This is a genomic window from Helcococcus bovis (genome assembly GCF_046035835.1).
Classification (GTDB): domain Bacteria; phylum Bacillota; class Clostridia; order Tissierellales; family Peptoniphilaceae; genus Helcococcus; species Helcococcus bovis.
Window position 1 is genome coordinate 1 of sequence record NZ_JBFNGB010000030.1, and the last position, 18,802, is coordinate 18,802.

22 protein-coding genes are annotated in these 18,802 nt (G+C 26.2%); all 22 read left to right on the forward strand.

The genetic code is table 11. The features are described from left to right. Nucleotides 1-279: 279 nt before the first annotated feature. Nucleotides 280-1,623, forward strand: a complete 1,344-nt coding sequence (locus tag ABGF48_RS07980; RefSeq protein WP_408105810.1) for a hypothetical protein — start codon at nucleotides 280-282, stop codon at nucleotides 1,621-1,623. Between the two features lie 261 nt (nucleotides 1,624-1,884). Continuing rightward, nucleotides 1,885-3,222: a H2O-forming NADH oxidase gene (gene nox / locus ABGF48_RS07985; RefSeq protein WP_408105811.1), complete on the forward strand. Its 1,338-nt coding sequence runs from the start codon at nucleotides 1,885-1,887 to the stop codon at nucleotides 3,220-3,222. A 202-nt stretch (nucleotides 3,223-3,424) separates the two neighbouring features. Next, nucleotides 3,425-3,814, forward strand: coding sequence for a NusG domain II-containing protein (locus ABGF48_RS07990; protein WP_408105812.1), 390 nt, complete (start codon nucleotides 3,425-3,427; stop codon nucleotides 3,812-3,814). Nucleotide 3,815: 1 nt separating this feature from the next. After that, a complete protein-coding gene (locus ABGF48_RS07995; protein ID WP_408105813.1) occupies nucleotides 3,816-4,334 on the forward strand; it encodes a Gx transporter family protein in 519 nt (172 codons plus the stop codon). Nucleotides 4,335-4,343: 9 nt separating this feature from the next. Further along, nucleotides 4,344-5,036 (forward strand): RadC family protein, encoded by a 693-nt coding sequence (gene radC, locus ABGF48_RS08000; RefSeq protein WP_408105814.1) that lies wholly within the window; start codon nucleotides 4,344-4,346, stop codon nucleotides 5,034-5,036. Between the two features lies 1 nt (nucleotide 5,037). After that, nucleotides 5,038-6,051, forward strand: a complete 1,014-nt coding sequence (gene mreB / locus ABGF48_RS08005) for a rod shape-determining protein (RefSeq protein WP_408105815.1) — start codon at nucleotides 5,038-5,040, stop codon at nucleotides 6,049-6,051. A 2-nt stretch (nucleotides 6,052-6,053) separates the two neighbouring features. Beyond that, complete coding sequence (gene mreC / locus ABGF48_RS08010) at nucleotides 6,054-6,881, forward strand: rod shape-determining protein MreC (protein WP_408105816.1); 828 nt, start codon at nucleotides 6,054-6,056, stop codon at nucleotides 6,879-6,881. Between the two features lie 2 nt (nucleotides 6,882-6,883). Then, nucleotides 6,884-7,381, forward strand: coding sequence for a rod shape-determining protein MreD (mreD, locus tag ABGF48_RS08015; protein ID WP_408105817.1), 498 nt, complete (start codon nucleotides 6,884-6,886; stop codon nucleotides 7,379-7,381). Between the two features lie 8 nt (nucleotides 7,382-7,389). Continuing rightward, nucleotides 7,390-10,662, forward strand: coding sequence for a penicillin-binding transpeptidase domain-containing protein (locus ABGF48_RS08020; protein WP_408105818.1), 3,273 nt, complete (start codon nucleotides 7,390-7,392; stop codon nucleotides 10,660-10,662). A gap of 16 nt (nucleotides 10,663-10,678) precedes the next feature. Then, the gene (locus ABGF48_RS08025; RefSeq protein WP_408105819.1) at nucleotides 10,679-11,260 is read left to right on the forward strand and encodes a hypothetical protein; all 582 of its coding nucleotides are present in this window, start codon (nucleotides 10,679-10,681) and stop codon (nucleotides 11,258-11,260) included. Then, a complete protein-coding gene (locus tag ABGF48_RS08030; protein ID WP_408105820.1) occupies nucleotides 11,253-12,233 on the forward strand; it encodes a ribonuclease E/G in 981 nt (326 codons plus the stop codon). The genes ABGF48_RS08025 and ABGF48_RS08030 overlap by 8 nt, the downstream gene beginning before the upstream one ends. Before the next feature lie 111 nt (nucleotides 12,234-12,344). Continuing rightward, nucleotides 12,345-12,653, forward strand: a complete 309-nt coding sequence (gene rplU, locus ABGF48_RS08035) for a 50S ribosomal protein L21 (RefSeq protein WP_408105821.1) — start codon at nucleotides 12,345-12,347, stop codon at nucleotides 12,651-12,653. After that, the gene (locus ABGF48_RS08040; protein WP_408105822.1) at nucleotides 12,653-12,988 is read left to right on the forward strand and encodes a ribosomal-processing cysteine protease Prp; all 336 of its coding nucleotides are present in this window, start codon (nucleotides 12,653-12,655) and stop codon (nucleotides 12,986-12,988) included. Before rplU ends, ABGF48_RS08040 begins: the two co-directional genes overlap by 1 nt. Nucleotide 12,989: 1 nt before the next feature. Further along, entirely contained in the window at nucleotides 12,990-13,280 is a 291-nt protein-coding gene (gene rpmA / locus ABGF48_RS08045) for a 50S ribosomal protein L27 (protein ID WP_134711695.1), read from the forward strand. A gap of 91 nt (nucleotides 13,281-13,371) precedes the next feature. After that, entirely contained in the window at nucleotides 13,372-14,646 is a 1,275-nt protein-coding gene (obgE, locus tag ABGF48_RS08050; RefSeq protein WP_408105823.1) for a GTPase ObgE, read from the forward strand. 7 nt (nucleotides 14,647-14,653) lie between these two features. Then, nucleotides 14,654-14,944 (forward strand): YhbY family RNA-binding protein, encoded by a 291-nt coding sequence (locus ABGF48_RS08055; RefSeq protein ID WP_408105824.1) that lies wholly within the window; start codon nucleotides 14,654-14,656, stop codon nucleotides 14,942-14,944. Between the two features lie 9 nt (nucleotides 14,945-14,953). Continuing rightward, a complete protein-coding gene (gene nadD, locus ABGF48_RS08060; protein ID WP_408105825.1) occupies nucleotides 14,954-15,544 on the forward strand; it encodes a nicotinate-nucleotide adenylyltransferase in 591 nt (196 codons plus the stop codon). Beyond that, entirely contained in the window at nucleotides 15,535-16,113 is a 579-nt protein-coding gene (yqeK, locus tag ABGF48_RS08065; protein WP_408105826.1) for a bis(5'-nucleosyl)-tetraphosphatase (symmetrical) YqeK, read from the forward strand. The genes nadD and yqeK overlap by 10 nt, the downstream gene beginning before the upstream one ends. After that, nucleotides 16,106-16,414 carry a ribosome silencing factor gene (gene rsfS, locus ABGF48_RS08070; protein ID WP_408105827.1) on the forward strand — a complete coding sequence of 103 codons (309 nt, stop codon included), beginning with the start codon at nucleotides 16,106-16,108 and terminating at the stop codon, nucleotides 16,412-16,414. Before yqeK ends, rsfS begins: the two co-directional genes overlap by 8 nt. Nucleotides 16,415-16,438: 24 nt before the next feature. Further along, complete coding sequence (locus ABGF48_RS08075; protein WP_408105828.1) at nucleotides 16,439-17,062, forward strand: helix-hairpin-helix domain-containing protein; 624 nt, start codon at nucleotides 16,439-16,441, stop codon at nucleotides 17,060-17,062. Between the two features lie 58 nt (nucleotides 17,063-17,120). Then, complete coding sequence (gene secG / locus ABGF48_RS08080) at nucleotides 17,121-17,348, forward strand: preprotein translocase subunit SecG (protein ID WP_408105829.1); 228 nt, start codon at nucleotides 17,121-17,123, stop codon at nucleotides 17,346-17,348. 115 nt (nucleotides 17,349-17,463) lie between these two features. Further along, on the forward strand, nucleotides 17,464-18,802 hold a 1,339-nt coding region (locus tag ABGF48_RS08085), incomplete at its 3' end, for a ribonuclease R family protein (protein ID WP_408105830.1).

Here is an 18,802-nt window from a genome sequence, read left to right on the forward strand (position 1 = left end):
TTTGTAAATCATCTTTTTTAATAGGCATAAGAAACAAGTAATGTTTGTAAATTTATTCATTAATGTTATTTATTGTTGTAGTTATATTAGTATAATTCAAAAATTAATATTTTCATCGGACTAAAAATTAATTAATTTTTAGTCATTATATAAAATTTTTCATACATTAATAAATTGTTATAATGATTACTATTAAATTATGTTAATTCAATAATATACTTGTAAAAGTTTATTTGATAGTATAATATATACTTATAATAAATATTAAGGAGAAAAAATATGAAATCAATATTCAAAGTAAAAAAGATATTTGCTATTTTATTAGCTTTGGTATTCTCTTTATCGGTATTTGGTTTTAATAAATCATTTGCTGAAGGAGATATACCATACAAAAAAGAACCTGTAGATGTACCAACTAATTCCGATTTTATTGTAAAAGCTACAGTGCAACTTGATGGTAAAGTAGATTTAAACTTTGATTTTTCTAAATGGGAAAAATTACAAGATAATGTTTATTTAATGGGAGTTAATAAAGATTGGATATCCGGAATAAAATTAAATAAGAATGAAAATTCAAAGAGTTATTCAATTACAATTTCTACAGATCAATTTAATACATTGTTTGATGAAGGGTTTAAAGTTAAATTACCGGATTTAAATGAGGGAGAACAATGGAGACCAAAAGCAGATCAAAATAATCGACAAAATGTCCATATACCACAAATTTTAAAAGATTATGTACAAGTAGTTGATAAGTATAAAGAACTTTTATCAAAGTATAATGAAGCACAAAAGTTTCTTAAAGAAAAACGTGATAAATATGCTCCAAATGAACTTCCAACTATAGAAGAAGCTGTAAAAGCAATAAAAGATAAATATATTGATAAACAATCTTTTACATATAGAATGTTAAAAACAGATTATGAAATATTAGAATTTGAGCTTAATCGATTAGAAAAATTAGAAAAACAAGCACCAAAGACAGCTGTAGTTACACTTAATACTCAATTTAAATCACTAGATAGAGTATTGAAAAGAATTCCAAATGCTGTATCTAAAATGACTAATTTAGACACAAAAGAAGAATTTATATTTAAAATGAGTGATAAAGGTGAAATTCCTTCACATAATTTATTACCGGGTAAATATAAGGTAGAGTTGGTTTCTGTTCCGAATGATTCATCTGTAATAAACGGTAAACCTTATGATATTGAATCATTTGAATACGTAATAGAAGATAATAATGAACCTGTGGGATTAACTTTAACATTGTCAGAATATTTAACATGGACAAAATTAACACCAGCAACACCAATAAAACCAAGTGTGCCATGGACAGAGTTGACACCAGCAACACCAATAAAACCAAGTGTACCATGGACAGAGTTAACACCAGCAACACCAATAAAACCAAGTGTGCCATGGACAGAGTTGACACCAGCAACACCAATAAAACCAAGTGTACCATGGACAGAGTTAACACCAGCAACACCAATAAAAGTAGAAGAAAATAGTAAACAAGAAAATCCAAATACAGGAGATTCAGGAGTTGTATTATCTTTTGCTACAATGGTTATTTCAGGATTAGCACTGTTTTCAACAAAGAGAAAATTTTCTAAATAAAATATAATTAAAAGTAATATATTTTATTCAATGTGTAGAAATTAAAAAGATTTTGTTGAATTTTAAATTTAATATATAAATATATGGAGAATCAAAATTATTTTTTTGATTTTCTTTTTGTCTAATTTATTTATGTAATATTGTAAATTCATATCTGAATATGCTGAAATTTATAACTATTTTAGTAGATTTTATTTTTTAAATTTGATAAAATATTACTATATCAATTTTGATAAAAATTTATTTAAGGGAGACAAATAAATGAGTAAAATAATAGTGGTTGGAGCTAATCATGCAGGCACTGCAGCGATTAGAACGATTTTAAATAATTATCCTGAACATGAACTGACAATATATGATAGTAATAACAATATTTCATTTTTAGGTTGTGGGATGGCTTTATGGATTGGTAATCAAATTTCTAAGCCAGATGGACTTTTCTATGCAAGTAAAGAAGAGTTTGAATCAAAAGGTGCTAAAGTTTATATGGAAGCAGAAGTTTATGATGTTGATTTTGATTCAAAGAAAGTTTTTGTTAGATTTAAGGATGGTAGAGAAGTAACTGATAGTTATGACAAATTAATTTTGGGTACAGGTTCACTTCCTATTACACCAAATATTCCTGGAAAAGATTTAGAAAACGTTCAGCAAGTAAAATTGTATCAAAATGCTGTTGAAGTTGTTGAAAAATTAAATAATCCAGAAATAAAGGATATAACAGTTGTTGGAGCTGGATATATTGGTGTTGAATTAGTAGAAGCTTTTGAAAGACATGGTAAAAATGTTACTTTAATTGATATTACAGAAACTGTATTACCGGCATATTATGATGAACCATTTACGGACTTAATGAGAGATAATTTGAAAAATCATAATATTAATTTAGAACTTGGTCAAATGGTTAAAGAAATAAAGGGAACTGATGGAAAGGTTAGTTCTGTTTTAACTGATAAAAAAGAAATAAAAGCTGATATGGTAATTATGTGCATCGGATTTAGACCAAATACATCACTTGGAAATGATAAATTAGAATTATTTAGAAATAACGCATATTTAGTAAATAATAAGCAAGAAACAAGTATTAAGGATGTTTATGCTATTGGTGACTGTGCAACAGTATATGATAATTCAATTGACAATACTAACTATATAGCATTAGCTTCTAACGCAGCAAGAAGTGGTATTGTTGCTGGACATAATGCAGCAGGTGGAGATGTAGAGTCTAATGGAGTTCAAGGATCTAATGGGATTAGTATTTATGGATTAAATATGGTATCTACCGGTATAACTGTTGGTAAAGCTGAAAAATTAGGAATTGATGTTTTATATACAGATTTTGACGATACTCAAAAACCTGGATTTATTGAAACGAAAAATCCTAATGTAAAAGTAAGAATTGTATATGATAAAAATACTAGAATTGTGCTTGGAGCACAAATGGCATCAGAATATGATATGTCAATGGGTATTCATATGTTCTCATTGGCTATTCAAGAAGGAGTTACAATTGATAGATTAAAATTATTAGATTTATTCTTCTTGCCTCACTTCAATCAACCATATAACTATATTGCAATGGCTGCAATAAATGCAAAATAAAATATTTACAAATACCTGTTGGATTTATTTTCAACAGGTATTTTTGTGGAGATTTTATTATTTTTTAAAATTTAGGTATATTTAAATGATAATTTTAAATGCAATATGATTATTAATGATATATAATTAAATATGTATAGGGAAAATTTTATCATTTAAAATACATGTTTTTTGTGATAAAATTTTAAGGTTAGGAGTTAAAATGAAATTGACAAAGGGAGATAAAATTTTAGTTATAATTCTTGTTGTTTTCAGTATTTTGTTTGCTTATTACATGGCAAATGTAAATAAAAATACTACAGGAAAATATGTAAGTATACAGATTAATGGTGAAGAGATAAATGCTATTAAATTTTCAAAGGATATTATTGGAGAAAAGTATACGATTGAAACGGAATATGGTAAGAATGTTATACAATTTGGAGATAATGAGATTAAAATTATAGAATCATCATGTCTAGATAAATTGTGCATCAAACAAGGAACAATAAGTCAAGTAGGTCAATTATTAGTTTGCTTGCCAAATAGATTAGTAATTGAAATAAAATCTGATGGACAAAATCAAAATAATATAGATAGTACGGTATTTTAATATGAATAGAGATATAAGAGATATGGTGTATACAGGGTTATTAATTGCTATGGCATTAGCCGTGTCATTGGTTGAAAGAATGATACCAATACCATTTGTCATGCCGGGAGCAAAGCTCGGACTGTCTAATATGGTAATATTAGTAACTTTGATTATATATGGATTTAGTAGAGGAATAATTGTTGCATCACTTAAGTCAATTTTATTAATGATGATAATTGGTTTTGGACCGAGTTTTATATATAGTTTTGTAGGTGCTATTTTTAGCACTATTATGATGTGGATAGCATATAGATATTTTAATCAAAGAATTATGATATTTAGTGTTATAGGGGTGAGTATAATTGGAGCTGTTTCACATAATTTTGCACAGGTTACTGCTGCAGCGTACATTCTGAAGTCGCTTATGCTTTATACTTATTTCCCATTTTTAACAATAATAGGGATTATTACGGGATATTTTGTTGGGTTAGGATCGCATAATGTGGCTTCTCATTTGAAAAAAATTGAAAAATTTTAAGGAGCAATTATGAACAATTATACTATAAAAGATTTATCTTTGAATGATAGACCTATGGAAAAAATGATGAATTTAGGAGTAGAAAGTTTGAGTGATATCGAACTTTTGGCTATTTTAATTGGAAGCGGTACCAAAAAGAAAAATGCAATTGCTTTAGCTGATGATATTTTAAGAGTTAAACATAAGGAAAATAATTTGCTATATACTTCTATTGAAAAGCTAATGGAAATAGAAGGTATAGGACTTACAAAATCTTGTAGAATAATTTCTGGATTGGAGCTTGGAAAGAGATTAAGCAAAATGGATAGATTTAATCAAATTTCATTTGATTCTCCAGAATCTGTGGCAAATTATTTGTACATTCATTATAACAACTCTACAAAAGAAGAATTTTGCATTTTATTTTTGGACACTAAAAATAGAGTGATATCTGTAGATACAATTTCAATAGGTACTATAAATCAATCTTTGGTGCATCCAAGAGAAGTATTTAGAAGTGCTATATTGAAAAATTGTAATAGTATAATTTTGGCACACAATCATCCTAGTGGTGATCCTACACCAAGTAGAGAAGACGTTCTAATTACAGAAAGATTAATAAAAGCTGGAGAATATCTAGGTATAAAAATCTTAGATCATCTTGTAATTGGAAAAAATAAATTTATAAGTTTAAGAGAGAAAAAATTAGTAAAGGGATTTTAATATGGGATTATTAAGTATATTTGGGGCAAATCTTGCTATTGATTTGGGAACAGAAAATACAAGAGTATATAAAGAAAAAGAAGGTATAATTATAAATGAATCATCGGCAGTAGCATTTGATACAAGAACTGCAGATGTGGTCGCTATTGGAAACAGTGCTCATGAAATGTATGGAAAATCACCTGAAAATATTATGATTTTAAAACCATTGGAAGAAGGTAAAATAGCAAATTTTGAAGTAACTAAAATTATTTTTAAATATTGTATAGATAAGGCAATAGAAGGTTTTAATTTATTTCAACCTAAAGTAGTTATTACGGCTCCAAGTGGAATATCCGATATTGAGCTTAGAGCATTAGAAGATGCTTGTACATATTCTGGAGCAAGAGATGTATATATTTTAGAGTCTACTTTGGCAAGTGCAATTGGAAGTGAATTTGATATTTCTAAAAATGAAGGAAGACTAATTGTAAATTTTGGAGCTGGTAGCACTGAAATTTCAATTATAAGTATGAATGGTATTGTAATATCTAAAAATATAAAATATGGTGGAGACTATATTGACCAAGAAATAATTGATTATGTTTATGATAATCATTCATTAATAATTGGAAAAAATACTGCAAAAGAAATTAAAGAGACTATTGCAGCAATTGGAGAAGTAACAACTTATGATGAACTTGAAATAAGTGGTAGAGATGTTATGACTGGTATGCCATCAAGTATTATGATTAAAACTTCTGATGCGATTGAAGCTATTAAGGATACATTTAATATTATACTTGAAGAAATAAGATATGTATTAGAAAAAAATCCTCCAGAATTATCAAGAGATATATTAAAAAATGGGATATTTATTACAGGTGGCGGAAGTAAATTAAAAAACTTAAATTTATATATGGAAAAAGAATTAGGATTGAGAGTCGTAAAATCTGAAAATCCATTTACTGATGCTATAAATGGTGCTGGAAAAATAATTAGTAATTTAGAAGAATATAAGAAAATTGGGAAATAAATATGTTATATTATAATGAAAAAAAACAAAATAAAAAGCATGTTATAAGAATATTGACTTTATTAATTATAATATTTTTATCCATTATAAATCCAAATACAAATAACTATTTGACAAATGCTTTTGGAATAATAACAAAACCATTTACTTTAGTAACATCTTTAATTACAAATGGAGTTAATGATGTTATAGATTTTACATTTGGAACTAAACCAAATAGAGATTTAGTTAATAAGCTAAAAGCAGAAAATGAAGAGTTACAAAAACAAGTTAAAGACTTGAGTTTTGTTGTAGAAAATAAAGAGTACTTAAAGCAAAATTATGACTTCATGAGAAAAGCGAATCTATTAAATGCTAAAGTTATAATGCAAGATAATGATATATTTTTTAATGATTTTAAGATAAATAAAGGGTCATTAAATGGAATAAAAGTTGGAGATATTATAGTTAACGCATATAATGACAGTAATTCAAAAGGAGCACTTACAGGTGTTGTTACTTCTGTTGGTTTAAATTCTTCAGATGTTTCATCAATATTAAATTCAAAATACAATATAACATTTGTTGATGTTAAGTCTGAAATAACAGGTGTTATAAATGAAAGATTTGATGGATATTTGTACGGATATTTATTAGAAAAAAAAGATATTAAAGTTGGCGAAAAAATATATACATCTGGGACGGGTGGAAGATATCCAAGGGGGATATATATAGGTGAAGTAGTTGAAGTTACAGAAAGTACAGATAGATTGAAAAAAATTGTAAAAATTAAAAGTCCAATTAATTTTTCAAAAATGTACAACGTTTATGTGTTACCAGTTAAGGAGTAATGATGAAAGGTTTAAAAATTATAATTTTATTTATTATCAACTTACTTGTTGATTTGACAATTTTATCAAAATATAATTTATATGGTGTTGTTCCAAGCATTACTATTCCTTTAATTATTGTACTTTCAATATATGCAAAAAAAGAGAATATTGTATATTATGGACTATTTCAAGGATTAATACAAGATATAGCATTTGGTAATACTCTAGGAGTAAAGGCGCTATTATTCTATTTAATTTCATATTATGTATATTCATTTAACATAAATGAACACAAGAATTTAGCGAAAAATTATGTATATTTAATAATTGCCATAATTTTTAAAAAGATATATGTTATTGTTATGAATTTAATCATATATAGAAACCCAAGTGTAATATTTAAGGAATTATTTAATTTTTCAATATTAATTGAAATTATAGTAAGTTTAGTATTTTTCACATTTATTAATTTCATTATGTATCGTATTGAAAAAAATAAATTAAGAAGTATAGTATAGGAGGAGATATGAAAAAAAGTAGATTGAGAATTGTTTTCGTAGTTTTCTTAATAGCCTTCTTAATTTTAATATCAAGACTTTTTGAATTAACTGTTATAAATGGAGCAAAATATAAAAAGTTTTCAGATAATAATCGTATTAAACAAATTAATCTAGATTCGACTAGAGGAATTATATACGATAGAAATGGTATTGCTCTTGCAGATAATAAACCAATATATTCTTTAGTTGCGTATAAAGATAGATTTAGTTCTTTATCAGATATAGATAAAAAAAATACACTTCTTGAAGTTACAAAATTTCTTGAAAATGAAGGAATAAATTTTGCTAATAATAGTAAATTTGGTATTTATGAATTTATGTATAAAGAAAAAAATGATTATTTCAAAGAAAAAACATTACCAGATGAAAAAGTTATAAAAGCAATTCAAGATAAAAAAATTTTAGAAAAAATATTTTTATCTAGCTATAAATATGACGACAACAAAATCATTTTTTATCCAATTAAAAGGATGAGAGATTATATAAATTTAAGAGGTACTCAAATGCCACTTAAATTAAAATTTGAAAATAATAAGATTGAAATTGAATTTGAAAAAAATGAACAATATGATAGATTACTAAAAAATAAAGAAATAACTGATTCAACAAAACCAATAGATTATTTTATTGATAAAGTTATAAATGATGACAGTTTTTTAGATTATTTGATATCGCATCCATTATCGAGAAAAATAATATATGATGTATTAAAAGAAAATAAAAAAGAATCTAATATTATTTTGTCAGATATTGTTTTTAATTTAGATAGAAACTTTATAGAAGAAAAAGCTAGATTAAATAAAGTTAGTCCTAAGATTACACTTACTTCAGATGCAAAATCAGATTTTTTAAATTTAGTAAAAGATTTATCTATAAAAAAATTATTAGAAACAGCTTATAGTGATAAAGATCAACTAGTGATTCCAGCAAGTAAATTAATAATTTTATTAGAAAAAAATGGAATTAAAACAAATATAAAATTTAATATAAATGAAGAAAAGAAAAAAGTAGAATTATATTATGCTGAAGATAGCCATAATATTAATTCTAACTTGACACCTGTAGATGCATTAATAAAATATGCAAAAGATTCAAATCTTTTAGATAATTTTATAATTTCTGATGATATAATTTATTATGCACAATCATCTATTTTTGAATCAGGGATTTATCCAAAAATATATTTAAAAGATTGGAAATATTCTTATATAAAAGATAAAGAAGATTTAATAGATGGAGAAAGGAAAGACATTTCTGCTAAAGAATTTTTTGAAAAATATTCAAAAGAATTTAATTTAGATTTTAATGACGTGTATCTAAAGTATTCAACTTTATCTATTTTAGAAAAAATTAATTCTAGAGGATATTTGGCATATGCACCAATTGAAATTGCAAAAAATTTAAATAAAAATTCTATAGTTCAAATTGAAGAAAGAATACCAAAAGATTCTGGATTTGAAATTATACTTGAATCAAATAGAAACTATCCATTTAGAAATACTGCATCACATATGCTAGGATATATTGGTAAAATTTCGAGTGAAAAAGAAATTGATGAATATGTAGAATATAAGAAATATGATTTAAATGATATTATAGGAAAATATGGTCTGGAAGAAAGTTTTGAAGATACACTTAGGGGATCAAAAGGAAAAAGATTAGTGTATACAGATGTTTATGGAAAAACGACAGATGTAATAGAAGAAACAAAATCTGTACCAGGAAATAATCTATATACTTCAATAGATATAAATTTACAAAGACAAACTGAAAAAATTATTGAGGATTTATTATATTCAGTAAATACTGGTGCAAATTATCAATCATATTTTGGACAATATGGAATTACAGCCGCTCCTAAAGCTAAAATAGCATCTGCTGTTGTTATAGACACTAAAACAGGACAAGTTTTGTCTATGGTTTCTAAACCTGATTATGATCCAAACTTGTTTGTAAATGGAATTTCAAATTACGCTTGGGATAAATTAAATAATCTTGATCCTAATGACATTTACGCTCCAAGACCAATATTGAACAATGTATTGCAGTCTGCATTTATACCTGGATCAACATTTAAGACTGTTGTATCACTTACAGCTTTAGAAAAAGGATTAGATCCAAACGATCCTATTTATACGGGGGGATATATTGAAGTTGGAGATAATAGATTCTATGAACTTTTATTCTCTAAAACGGGAGGAACTTGGGGAAATCTAAACTTATATGATGCACTTAAAGTTTCAAGTAACTTTTATTTCTATGTTTTAGGATTAGGATATAATCCTGAAAAGAAAAATGATGTAAATGTACAAGTTACATTGGATGATATAAATAACATGACTAAAAAATTAGGATTGCAAAATCCTACTGGGATAGAAATAAATTATCCTTTAGAATCTGGAGGAACATCACCAAGTGTTGAAGGTAAGAGAAATATAGTAAGGATTCAATTGAGATATTATTTAGAAAATAATTTACAAAAGTATTCCAAAAAAGATGTAAAAGTAAATGATATTAAGCTAAAAAATGATATAAATACAATAATTTCTTGGGTAGATAAAGGGGCAGATAATTCTAGAGATGATATAATTAAAAATTTAGAAAGTATGGGTTATGAAGCTGAAAAAATAATAGAAGGTCAAAATGATAATTTGGCTGATAGAATAAAATATACTTATTTAAATTTAGCTGTTTGGACCACATCCGATTCACTAAATATGGTTATCGGACAAGGACAAAATTCTTATACACCTATGCAAATGGCTCAATTAGCGTCTATTATAGCAAATGATGGAAAATTAATGCATCCAACATTAATTAATAAAATAGAAAATTATGATAATAGTAAGCTTATATTTTCACAAACACCAAAATCGAAAGATACAGGTATAAACATTAATAGTTTTAAGGCTGTTAAAGAAGGAATGAGGAGAGCGTCTACTGAGGTTCTTTATAGAGATAATTTTCCATTTGAGATAGGATCTAAAACGGGGACAGCTCAACTTGGAAGCATAGATCCTAAAACTGGACAAAGTTATGAAGATTTAGTATCAGAAATATCATTTGGACCACTTAATACTCCAGAAATTGCAGTTTATGTTTCTGTAGTAGAAGGTGGAAAATCTACAAATGTTAGAGGGGCAGTAAATGATATATACTACGCATATTATAAATATGTAAAAAAAGATCCAGCTTTTACTAATACACGACCAGGAGAGCTAGAAGAAATAAAAAAATAGAAAGAATGAGATTGGAATGAAAAAATATTATATTGATATAAACCAATATGAATTCTTGATTGATAAATTCCCAGAAATCTTAAATAAGTTTTCTGGGAAAACTTTAATATTAAGTTTGATTCAAGAAGACAGAAGTTTAGAAAAAAAATTAAAGATTAGCGATGAAATTATTTTTGATAACTCAGATTATATAAACAGTACAGTAGGGTTTGCTAAGGCGGTTATGGAAATAGATGATGAAATAGAAATTTTACCATCATCATATAAAATGAAAGAAACATCTGTAGACTTCAATAGATTTATTGAAGAATTAGAAAATGAAGAATATGAAAATATAATTGTATTATTTGATAATAAATTAGACATTCAAAATAAACCAGAATTATCTAAAAAAGATGAATTAATGGAAATTTTTGAAGGGATTTATATTTTTGAAGATGAAGAAAATATAGACGAAAATCTAGAAAATAATAAGGATATAGATGATTTAGCAGAAAAAGAAAATAAGGCTGAAACAGAAAGAGATATTAACAAAGAAGACGTTGAAAAGATTTCAATTTTTGAAAAAATAAAAAGGTTATTTAAAAAAAATGGATAATTTTAAGTTTATATTTGATGACGAAAAGTTAATATGTGGAGAAGTAAAAAATAATAGATTAATAGATTATATTGATGTAAAAAAAAATATAATTGGTAATATATATCGTGCAAGAATAATTGACTATTTGAATTCTATGGATGCATATGTATTAAATATTGGAGAAGAAAAAAATGCACTTTTGAGAAAAAAATATTTAATAGATAAAGTGAAACTAGGGGATGATGTTTTAGTTGAAGTAATAAAAGTTCCTGAAGATGATAAAATGATAGAAGTAAGTCAAAAGATAAGTTTAAGTGATGGTTATGTAATATTAATGCCATATATAAAAAATAATATTAAAAATATTATCTATGAATTTGAAATACCTTACAAATTAAGAAGTAGAGGAAAATTAATTTCAAATGAAGAGCTAGAAGGTAGATACTGTAAACTTGTAAATGACTATAAAAAACTTTTAAAAGAAAAGCATATGCTACCAACTCCTAAGTTAATTTATCAGGGGAAATTTTTGAGAGATTATTTTATTGATTATGACATGGATGTCATATCTAATAAAAAAAATGAATATGCAAATCTAGTAGATAAAAACTTTAATCCTAAATATAACGAGATTATATCTTTAGATTTAGCTAACTCAAGAGATAGAAAAGTCCAAAGTGATGAAATCGAAATCGTAATAGATAGATTAGAAGCGTTGACGGTTATTGATATTAATTCAAAATATTCTAATCATGCATTAGACAAAGAAAAATTATCATTAGAAGTAAATATGAAAAGTATTGAAGAAATTGCTATACAAATAAAATTAAGAAATATAAAAAAGATGCTTATTATAGATTTTCTAAGGATGAATGCAGATAATAAATTAAAGCTTAAAAATAAAATAAAAGATGTATTTCAAGAGTATGGGTTACAATATAAAATAATGGGATTTTCAAATATGGATTTGTTTGAAATTATAGTGTTTTAGTTTGACAATGATCCTTTTAGATGATATAATATTTCAGTATCTAAACCGCATACAAATAGGTTTAAGCATAAGCACCTATTTAGCGAGAAAATAATTAAGGAGGAAGATACTATGTACGCAGTAATTAAAACAGGTGGTAAACAATACCAAGTTAAAGAAGGCGATATTTTAAAAGTTGAAAAATTAGATTTAGAACAAGGTGCAAAATTTGATTTTGAAGAAGTTCTATTAGTTTCAAATGAAGGTGAAGTTAAAGTTGGTTCACCAATTGTTGAAGGAGCTAAAGTTAATGCTGAAGTTTTAGAACACGGTAGAGGAAAGAAAATCGTTGTTTTCAAATATAAACCAAAAAAAGGTTCTTCAAGCAGACAAGGTCACAGACAACCATATACAAGAGTTAGAATTAATTCAATAGGATAATGATAAGAGTAGATATTTATTTAAGTGAAGGTAAAATTAAAGGTTTTAATGTTTCAGGTCATGCTGAGTTTGAAGATACAGGAAAAGATATTGTATGTGCAGGAGTTTCGATTCTAACATATAATACAATAGACACATTTACCGATATACTTAAAATAAAAGATTACATTAAATATTCTATAGAAGAAAATGATATAGAACTTACATTAGATAAGGAATTAGACAAACAAAAAATGCACGATGCACAGTTGATATTACAAAAATATGAGCTAGGCATACAATCTATATTAAAAGAATATAGTGATTATATCGAATTATACTATACGGAGGTATAAAATGTTAAAATTAAATTTACAATTTTTCGCAAGTAAAAAAGGGGTATCATCAACAAGAAACGGTAGAGACTCAAGAGCTAAAAGATTAGGAGCTAAGAGAAGTGATGGACAATTTGTACTTGCTGGAAATATCTTAGTAAGACAAAGAGGTACAAAAATTCATCCAGGGGCAAATGTAGGTATCGGTAAAGATGATACATTATTTGCAAAAGCTGATGGTATCGTTAAATTTGAAAGATTTGACAAGACAAGAAAAAAAGTTAGTGTTTATACAAGAGAACAATTAGCTTAATTAATTGAAAAGTATGTATCCAGAAATTTAATTTTTCTGGATATTTTTTTTATAAATGTAATATGATTACATAACCTGAAAAGAGGTAAAAATGTTTTTAGATGTAGCAAAGATTATTTTAAGATCTGGAGCAGGCGGAGATGGAGCAATTGCTTGGAGAAGAGAAATCTTTGAACCTGCAGGCGGACCTGCGGGAGGAGATGGAGGAGATGGAGGAAGTGTAATATTAAAAGCTGACTCCAATGTACAAACACTATTGGATTTTAAGTACAGACGTCACTTTTTTGCACAAAATGGTGAACCTGGAAGAAATAAAAAACAATATGGTAAAAAAGGTGAAGATTTATATGTAAAAGTACCAGTGGGTACAATTGTAAGAGAAGCAAAATCAAACAAGGTAATTTGTGATTTAATTGAAGATGGTGAAGAGTTTGTAATTGCAAAAGGTGGAAAAGGTGGAAAAGGAAATGCTAAATTTGCAAATTCAATAAGACAAGCGCCTAAATTTGCAGAACCAGGAGAAAATTCACAGGAAATAGAAGTAATATTAGAAGTTAAATTAATTGCTGATATAGGCTTAATAGGGCTTCCAAATGTTGGTAAATCATCATTACTTTCAATTCTATCTGATGCAAAACCTAAAATTGCAAACTATCATTTTACAACATTAACTCCTAATCTAGGAGTAGTAAAAATTGATTTTCAAAATAATTTTGTGATAGCTGATATTCCAGGTTTAATTGATGGGGCAAGTGAAGGTGTAGGTTTAGGACATCAGTTCTTAAAACACGTTGAAAGAACACGTCTTTTAGTACATGTGCTTGATATGGCTGGTAGTGAAGGTAGAGATCCGATTGATGATTTTAATGTTATAATGAATGAATTAAGCAATTATAGTGATAAATTAAGAGAAAAGGATTTATTCGTAGTTGCTAATAAAATGGACTTACCAAATGCAGTGGAAAATTTAGAAATTTTTAAATTAAATTTCCCAGAATTAAAAGTAATTGAAACTTCTGCAGCCACAACAAAAGGTATAGAAGACTTAAAATACTATATGTTTGAAAGATTAAAAGGAATTGAAAAAGATTATCATAGCTTGGATGAAGACGAAAGATTAGATTTAGAATCATTTTTCAAAGTTGATAGAACTATTGAAGTTAAAAAGAAAAATGGAGAATATATCGTTAAAGGTTATCCAATTTCTGAACTTATTAGAAAAACAAACTTTGATGATTATGAATCATTGAGACATTTTGAAGCTGTATTAGAAAAAATGGGTGTAATGGCTCAATTAGAAGAATTAGGTATAGAAGATGGGGATACTATCCACGTTGAAAGTATACAGATAGAATATTTTGGATAGGAGAAATATGATTAATTCAAGACAAAGATCATATCTAAAATCATTAGCAAATACAATGGAAGTTAAAATAATAATTGGTAAAAATGGTATTACTGATAATTTAATTAAACAAATTCATGACACATTAAACGCTAATGAATTAGTAAAGATTAAAATATTAAAAAATAATTTATTTGATGATAAAGAAACAATACAAGAAATTTTAGAAAAATTAAGTGCAGATTTTGTATCACATATGGGTTCAAAATTTGTAATTTACAGACAGTCAAAAGAAAAAATAATTACACTTCCAAAATAGGAGTAAATTATGAAAAAAATAGGAGTATTTGGATCATCATTTAATCCAATACACATAGGACATTTATTAGTATCAGATCAAGCAAGAATAAGAGTAAATTTGGATAAAGTTTTGTTTATACCGACAGCTAATCCATATCATAAAAATGTAGATTTATTAGATTATGATATTAGATATGAAATGACAAAGAAAACTATAGAAGATAATCCATTTTTTGAAATGTCTGATATAGAAAGAGACTTAAAAACAGCTTCATATAGCTTTGATATAATAAAAAAATTAAAATCTCAAATCGATGCTGAAATTTATTTTATAATAGGAAGTGACAGCTTTATAAACTTAGACACATGGCATAGATATGAAGAATTTATCAAAATGGTAAATTTGGTTGTATTTCAAAGACCAGGATATAATATAAACTTAGATTTTATCGAAAAATATAGAAGTTTAACTAAAAAAGAAATAATATTTTATGATGACATTCAAATCTTAATTTCGTCATCTCAGATAAGAAAAGATATAAAAAACGATATATTTCCCAAATATTTATTAAGAGATGAAACTATTAAATATATTATGGAGAATAACTTATGGCATTGAGTTTTGAAAATATAAAATTAAATTTACAAAAAGTTTTGAAAGTATCAAGATATGAGCATGTTTTAAGAGTAAATGAAACTGCATTGAGATTAAATAAAGACTTAAATCTTGGATTAAATGAGGATGAGATACAATATGCTTGTCTGTTACATGATTGTGCTAAAAATAATGAAGAATTTTATTTTGAAAAATTTAAAGAGAAATATAATTTAAAAGAAAAAGAAGTGTTTGAAATACCAGTATTAGCACATACTATATTGGGGTCGATAGTGGCTAAAGAAATATACGGTGTAGAAAATAATAAAGTATTAGATGCGATAAGATGGCATACTACTGGCAAAGCAGATATGACACTTTTAGAAAAATTAGTATTCATAGCAGATTATATAGAGCCGGAAAGAAGTTTTGAGACAGTAGATGAAGTTAGAAAACAAGTAATGGAAAATTTTGATTTAGGTATTTTACTATCATTAAATAATCAAATTAAGTATTTAATCTCAATAAATGCTATAATTGATTTGAAGACAGTAGAAGCAAGAAACTATTTACAAAGGAGTATAGATGAATAAACTAGATATAGTTGTAAAAGCTTGTGAAGACAAGTTGGGAGAAAATATTAAAGTAATTTCAATTGATGAAAAATCAACTATTGCAGATTATTTTGTTCTTGTAACAGGAAAATCAATCCAACAAACAAAAGCTATTTCAGATGAAATTGAAGAAAAAATTGAAAAAGCAGGATTTACGGTTTTAGGAAATGAAGGCTTTAGAGATGCAAGTTGGATTTTAATGGACTTAGGAGATATAATTGTCCACATATTTACAGAGGAACAAAGAGAGTTTTATAATTTAGAAAAATTATGGGATTAAGACAGCTCGCCCGATGAGGTGAGTATGAAAATAAAAAACTATTTAGATAAAATTTTAATAGCTATAGTTATAATTATCATAATAATTATAGGTGTAGTTAATAGAAAAAGTGAAGATAATATAGACAATGAAGAAATATTAAAAAAATCTTTGGATGTAGTAGAAACAAATACTGAAAAATTTAAGGAAGATAAAAAAATCGAAAAAAATATAATATATGTACATGTAACAGGATGTGTTGCAAAACAAGGCGTATATCAATTAAAGGCTGAAAGCCGAGTAAAAGATTTAATTGATAAGGCTGGAGGATTTTGTAAAGATGTAGATATTGAAAGTATAAATCTTTCACAAAAATTAAAAGATGAAATGAAAATTCATGTATATAAAATTGGAGAGATTGAAAAAAGTAGCTCTAAAAATCAAAATACGTCTTCGAATAAGCAAAATTCTAATACATCAAAGATAAATATTAATTCTGCAACGAAAGAAGAGCTGATGACATTACCAGGAGTAGGTTCTTCCAGAGCTGGTGAAATTATTAAATACAGAGATGAAAATAAATTTCAAACCATAGAAGATATAAAAAATATTTCTGGAATTGGTGAAAAAAGTTTTGAGAAAATTAAAGAAAAAATAACTGTTGATTGAAATTATACATTCTATTTGATATAATTTTAATATTGTAAAGATTATGAAAGAGGAAACTATGCAAAATATTTTATTAGGGATATTATTAATTTCATGTGTTGTTGTAATCATTTCAACAATGTTAATGGAACCAAAAGCAGAAGGTATGGGATCAATTTCTGGTTCAGCTGCTAATGTATTTGGTAAAACAGCATCAAGAGGAAAAGAAAAACTTTTAAGTAGTTTAACTTGGATTTCAGGTGTAGTATTTGTTATTACAACAATACTTTTAGCTATTATAAAATAGTTGATTTTTAATTGTGTTGCGAAATGATTTTCATTTTGTAACACTTTTTTTATTGTATAAATCACAATATTATATATGATATAATTATAATGAAAAAGATATAGAGGATAAAAATATGCAGAAATTAACGGGAAAAATAAGTATAAATAAAAAGGGATTTGGTTTTTTTATACCAGAAGATGAAAATATTTCAGATATTTTTATACCTAAAAAATACTTAAATAGAGCATTAAATAACGATAGAGTTAGTATTAAAATAGTAAAAGAAGCGATAGATGGGCAGAGATGTGAAGGCAAAGTTATTGAAATTTTAGAGAGAAGTAAGGAAATTTTAGTTGGAGATTTCCAAAAAGTAAAAAGTTTTGGTTTTGTTGTTTTAGATGGAAATAAATCCGATTATGACATTTATATACCTAAAAAATATATGAATGGTGCAAAAAATAACGACAAAGTTGTAGTTGAGATAATGTTCTTTGATAAAAAAGACAAAAATCCTACAGGTCGTGTAGTAGAGATTTTAGGAAATACTAATGATACAGGTATACAAGTATTAGCGATAGCTAAAAAGTATGAATTACCTGATGATTTTTCCTATGAAACTTTAGAATATGCAAATTCTTTACCATTAAATCCAGATAAGGAAGACTACAAAAATAGAGAAGATTTTAGAAAACTGTTTACAGTAACAATTGATGGAAAAACAGCAAAAGATTTTGATGATGCAATTTCAATTGAAAAAGAAGGAAATGACTATATTCTATATGTACACATTGCTGATGTAGCAAATTATGTAACTGAAAATAGTGCGATGAATGAGGATGCATATGAAAGGGGGAACTCAGTATATCTTTTAGATAGAGTTATCCCAATGCTTCCAAAAGCATTATCAAATAATTTATGTTCATTAAATCCTAATGTTGATAGACTTGCTGTAACGGTTAAAATGAGATTAGATGTAAATGGTAAGTTAAAAAACTATGATTTCTATGAATCGGTTATAAAAAGTGATTATAGATTAATTTATGAAGAAGTTTCAGACTTATTAGAAGAAAAAAATAATATATATAATGATGAAAATCTTGAAAGCCATTTATTTTTGATGGCAGAACTTCATAAAATTTTAGAAGATAAAAGAATTGTAAATGGAGTACTTGATTTTGACTTTAAGGAATCTTTTATTGAACTTGATAAAAATGGTAAACCTATTGACATAAGAGAAAATGAAAGAAGAGTTGCAAATAAACTGATAGAATCATTTATGGTTCTAACAAATGAGGTTGTCGGAGAACATTTTGCAAATATTGAAGTACCATTTTTATACAGAGTTCATGAAGAGCCTGATGAGGAAAAAGTACTTGAGTTTAGATCCTTAATAGCAAAATTTGGATTGCAGATAAAAGGTGAAAAGCTATATCCTAAAGATTTTCAAAAAATATTAAAAGAAGTTGAAGATA

Coding starts and splice junctions, on each gene's coding strand:
- rpmA (WP_134711695.1), top strand. CDS start 12,990: ATGTTAAAATTAAATTTACAATTTTTCGCAAGTAAAAAAGGGGTATCA.
- nox (WP_408105811.1), top strand. CDS start 1,885: ATGAGTAAAATAATAGTGGTTGGAGCTAATCATGCAGGCACTGCAGCG.
- yqeK (WP_408105826.1), top strand. CDS start 15,535: ATGGCATTGAGTTTTGAAAATATAAAATTAAATTTACAAAAAGTTTTG.
- ABGF48_RS08030 (WP_408105820.1), top strand. CDS start 11,253: ATGGATAATTTTAAGTTTATATTTGATGACGAAAAGTTAATATGTGGA.
- ABGF48_RS08020 (WP_408105818.1), top strand. CDS start 7,390: ATGAAAAAAAGTAGATTGAGAATTGTTTTCGTAGTTTTCTTAATAGCC.
- mreD (WP_408105817.1), top strand. CDS start 6,884: ATGAAAGGTTTAAAAATTATAATTTTATTTATTATCAACTTACTTGTT.
- nadD (WP_408105825.1), top strand. CDS start 14,954: ATGAAAAAAATAGGAGTATTTGGATCATCATTTAATCCAATACACATA.
- ABGF48_RS08025 (WP_408105819.1), top strand. CDS start 10,679: ATGAAAAAATATTATATTGATATAAACCAATATGAATTCTTGATTGAT.
- radC (WP_408105814.1), top strand. CDS start 4,344: ATGAACAATTATACTATAAAAGATTTATCTTTGAATGATAGACCTATG.
- ABGF48_RS07995 (WP_408105813.1), top strand. CDS start 3,816: ATGAATAGAGATATAAGAGATATGGTGTATACAGGGTTATTAATTGCT.
- obgE (WP_408105823.1), top strand. CDS start 13,372: ATGTTTTTAGATGTAGCAAAGATTATTTTAAGATCTGGAGCAGGCGGA.
- rsfS (WP_408105827.1), top strand. CDS start 16,106: ATGAATAAACTAGATATAGTTGTAAAAGCTTGTGAAGACAAGTTGGGA.
- mreC (WP_408105816.1), top strand. CDS start 6,054: ATGTTATATTATAATGAAAAAAAACAAAATAAAAAGCATGTTATAAGA.
- ABGF48_RS08075 (WP_408105828.1), top strand. CDS start 16,439: ATGAAAATAAAAAACTATTTAGATAAAATTTTAATAGCTATAGTTATA.
- mreB (WP_408105815.1), top strand. CDS start 5,038: ATGGGATTATTAAGTATATTTGGGGCAAATCTTGCTATTGATTTGGGA.
- ABGF48_RS07990 (WP_408105812.1), top strand. CDS start 3,425: ATGAAATTGACAAAGGGAGATAAAATTTTAGTTATAATTCTTGTTGTT.
- rplU (WP_408105821.1), top strand. CDS start 12,345: ATGTACGCAGTAATTAAAACAGGTGGTAAACAATACCAAGTTAAAGAA.
- ABGF48_RS08040 (WP_408105822.1), top strand. CDS start 12,653: ATGATAAGAGTAGATATTTATTTAAGTGAAGGTAAAATTAAAGGTTTT.
- ABGF48_RS08055 (WP_408105824.1), top strand. CDS start 14,654: ATGATTAATTCAAGACAAAGATCATATCTAAAATCATTAGCAAATACA.
- ABGF48_RS07980 (WP_408105810.1), top strand. CDS start 280: ATGAAATCAATATTCAAAGTAAAAAAGATATTTGCTATTTTATTAGCT.
- secG (WP_408105829.1), top strand. CDS start 17,121: ATGCAAAATATTTTATTAGGGATATTATTAATTTCATGTGTTGTTGTA.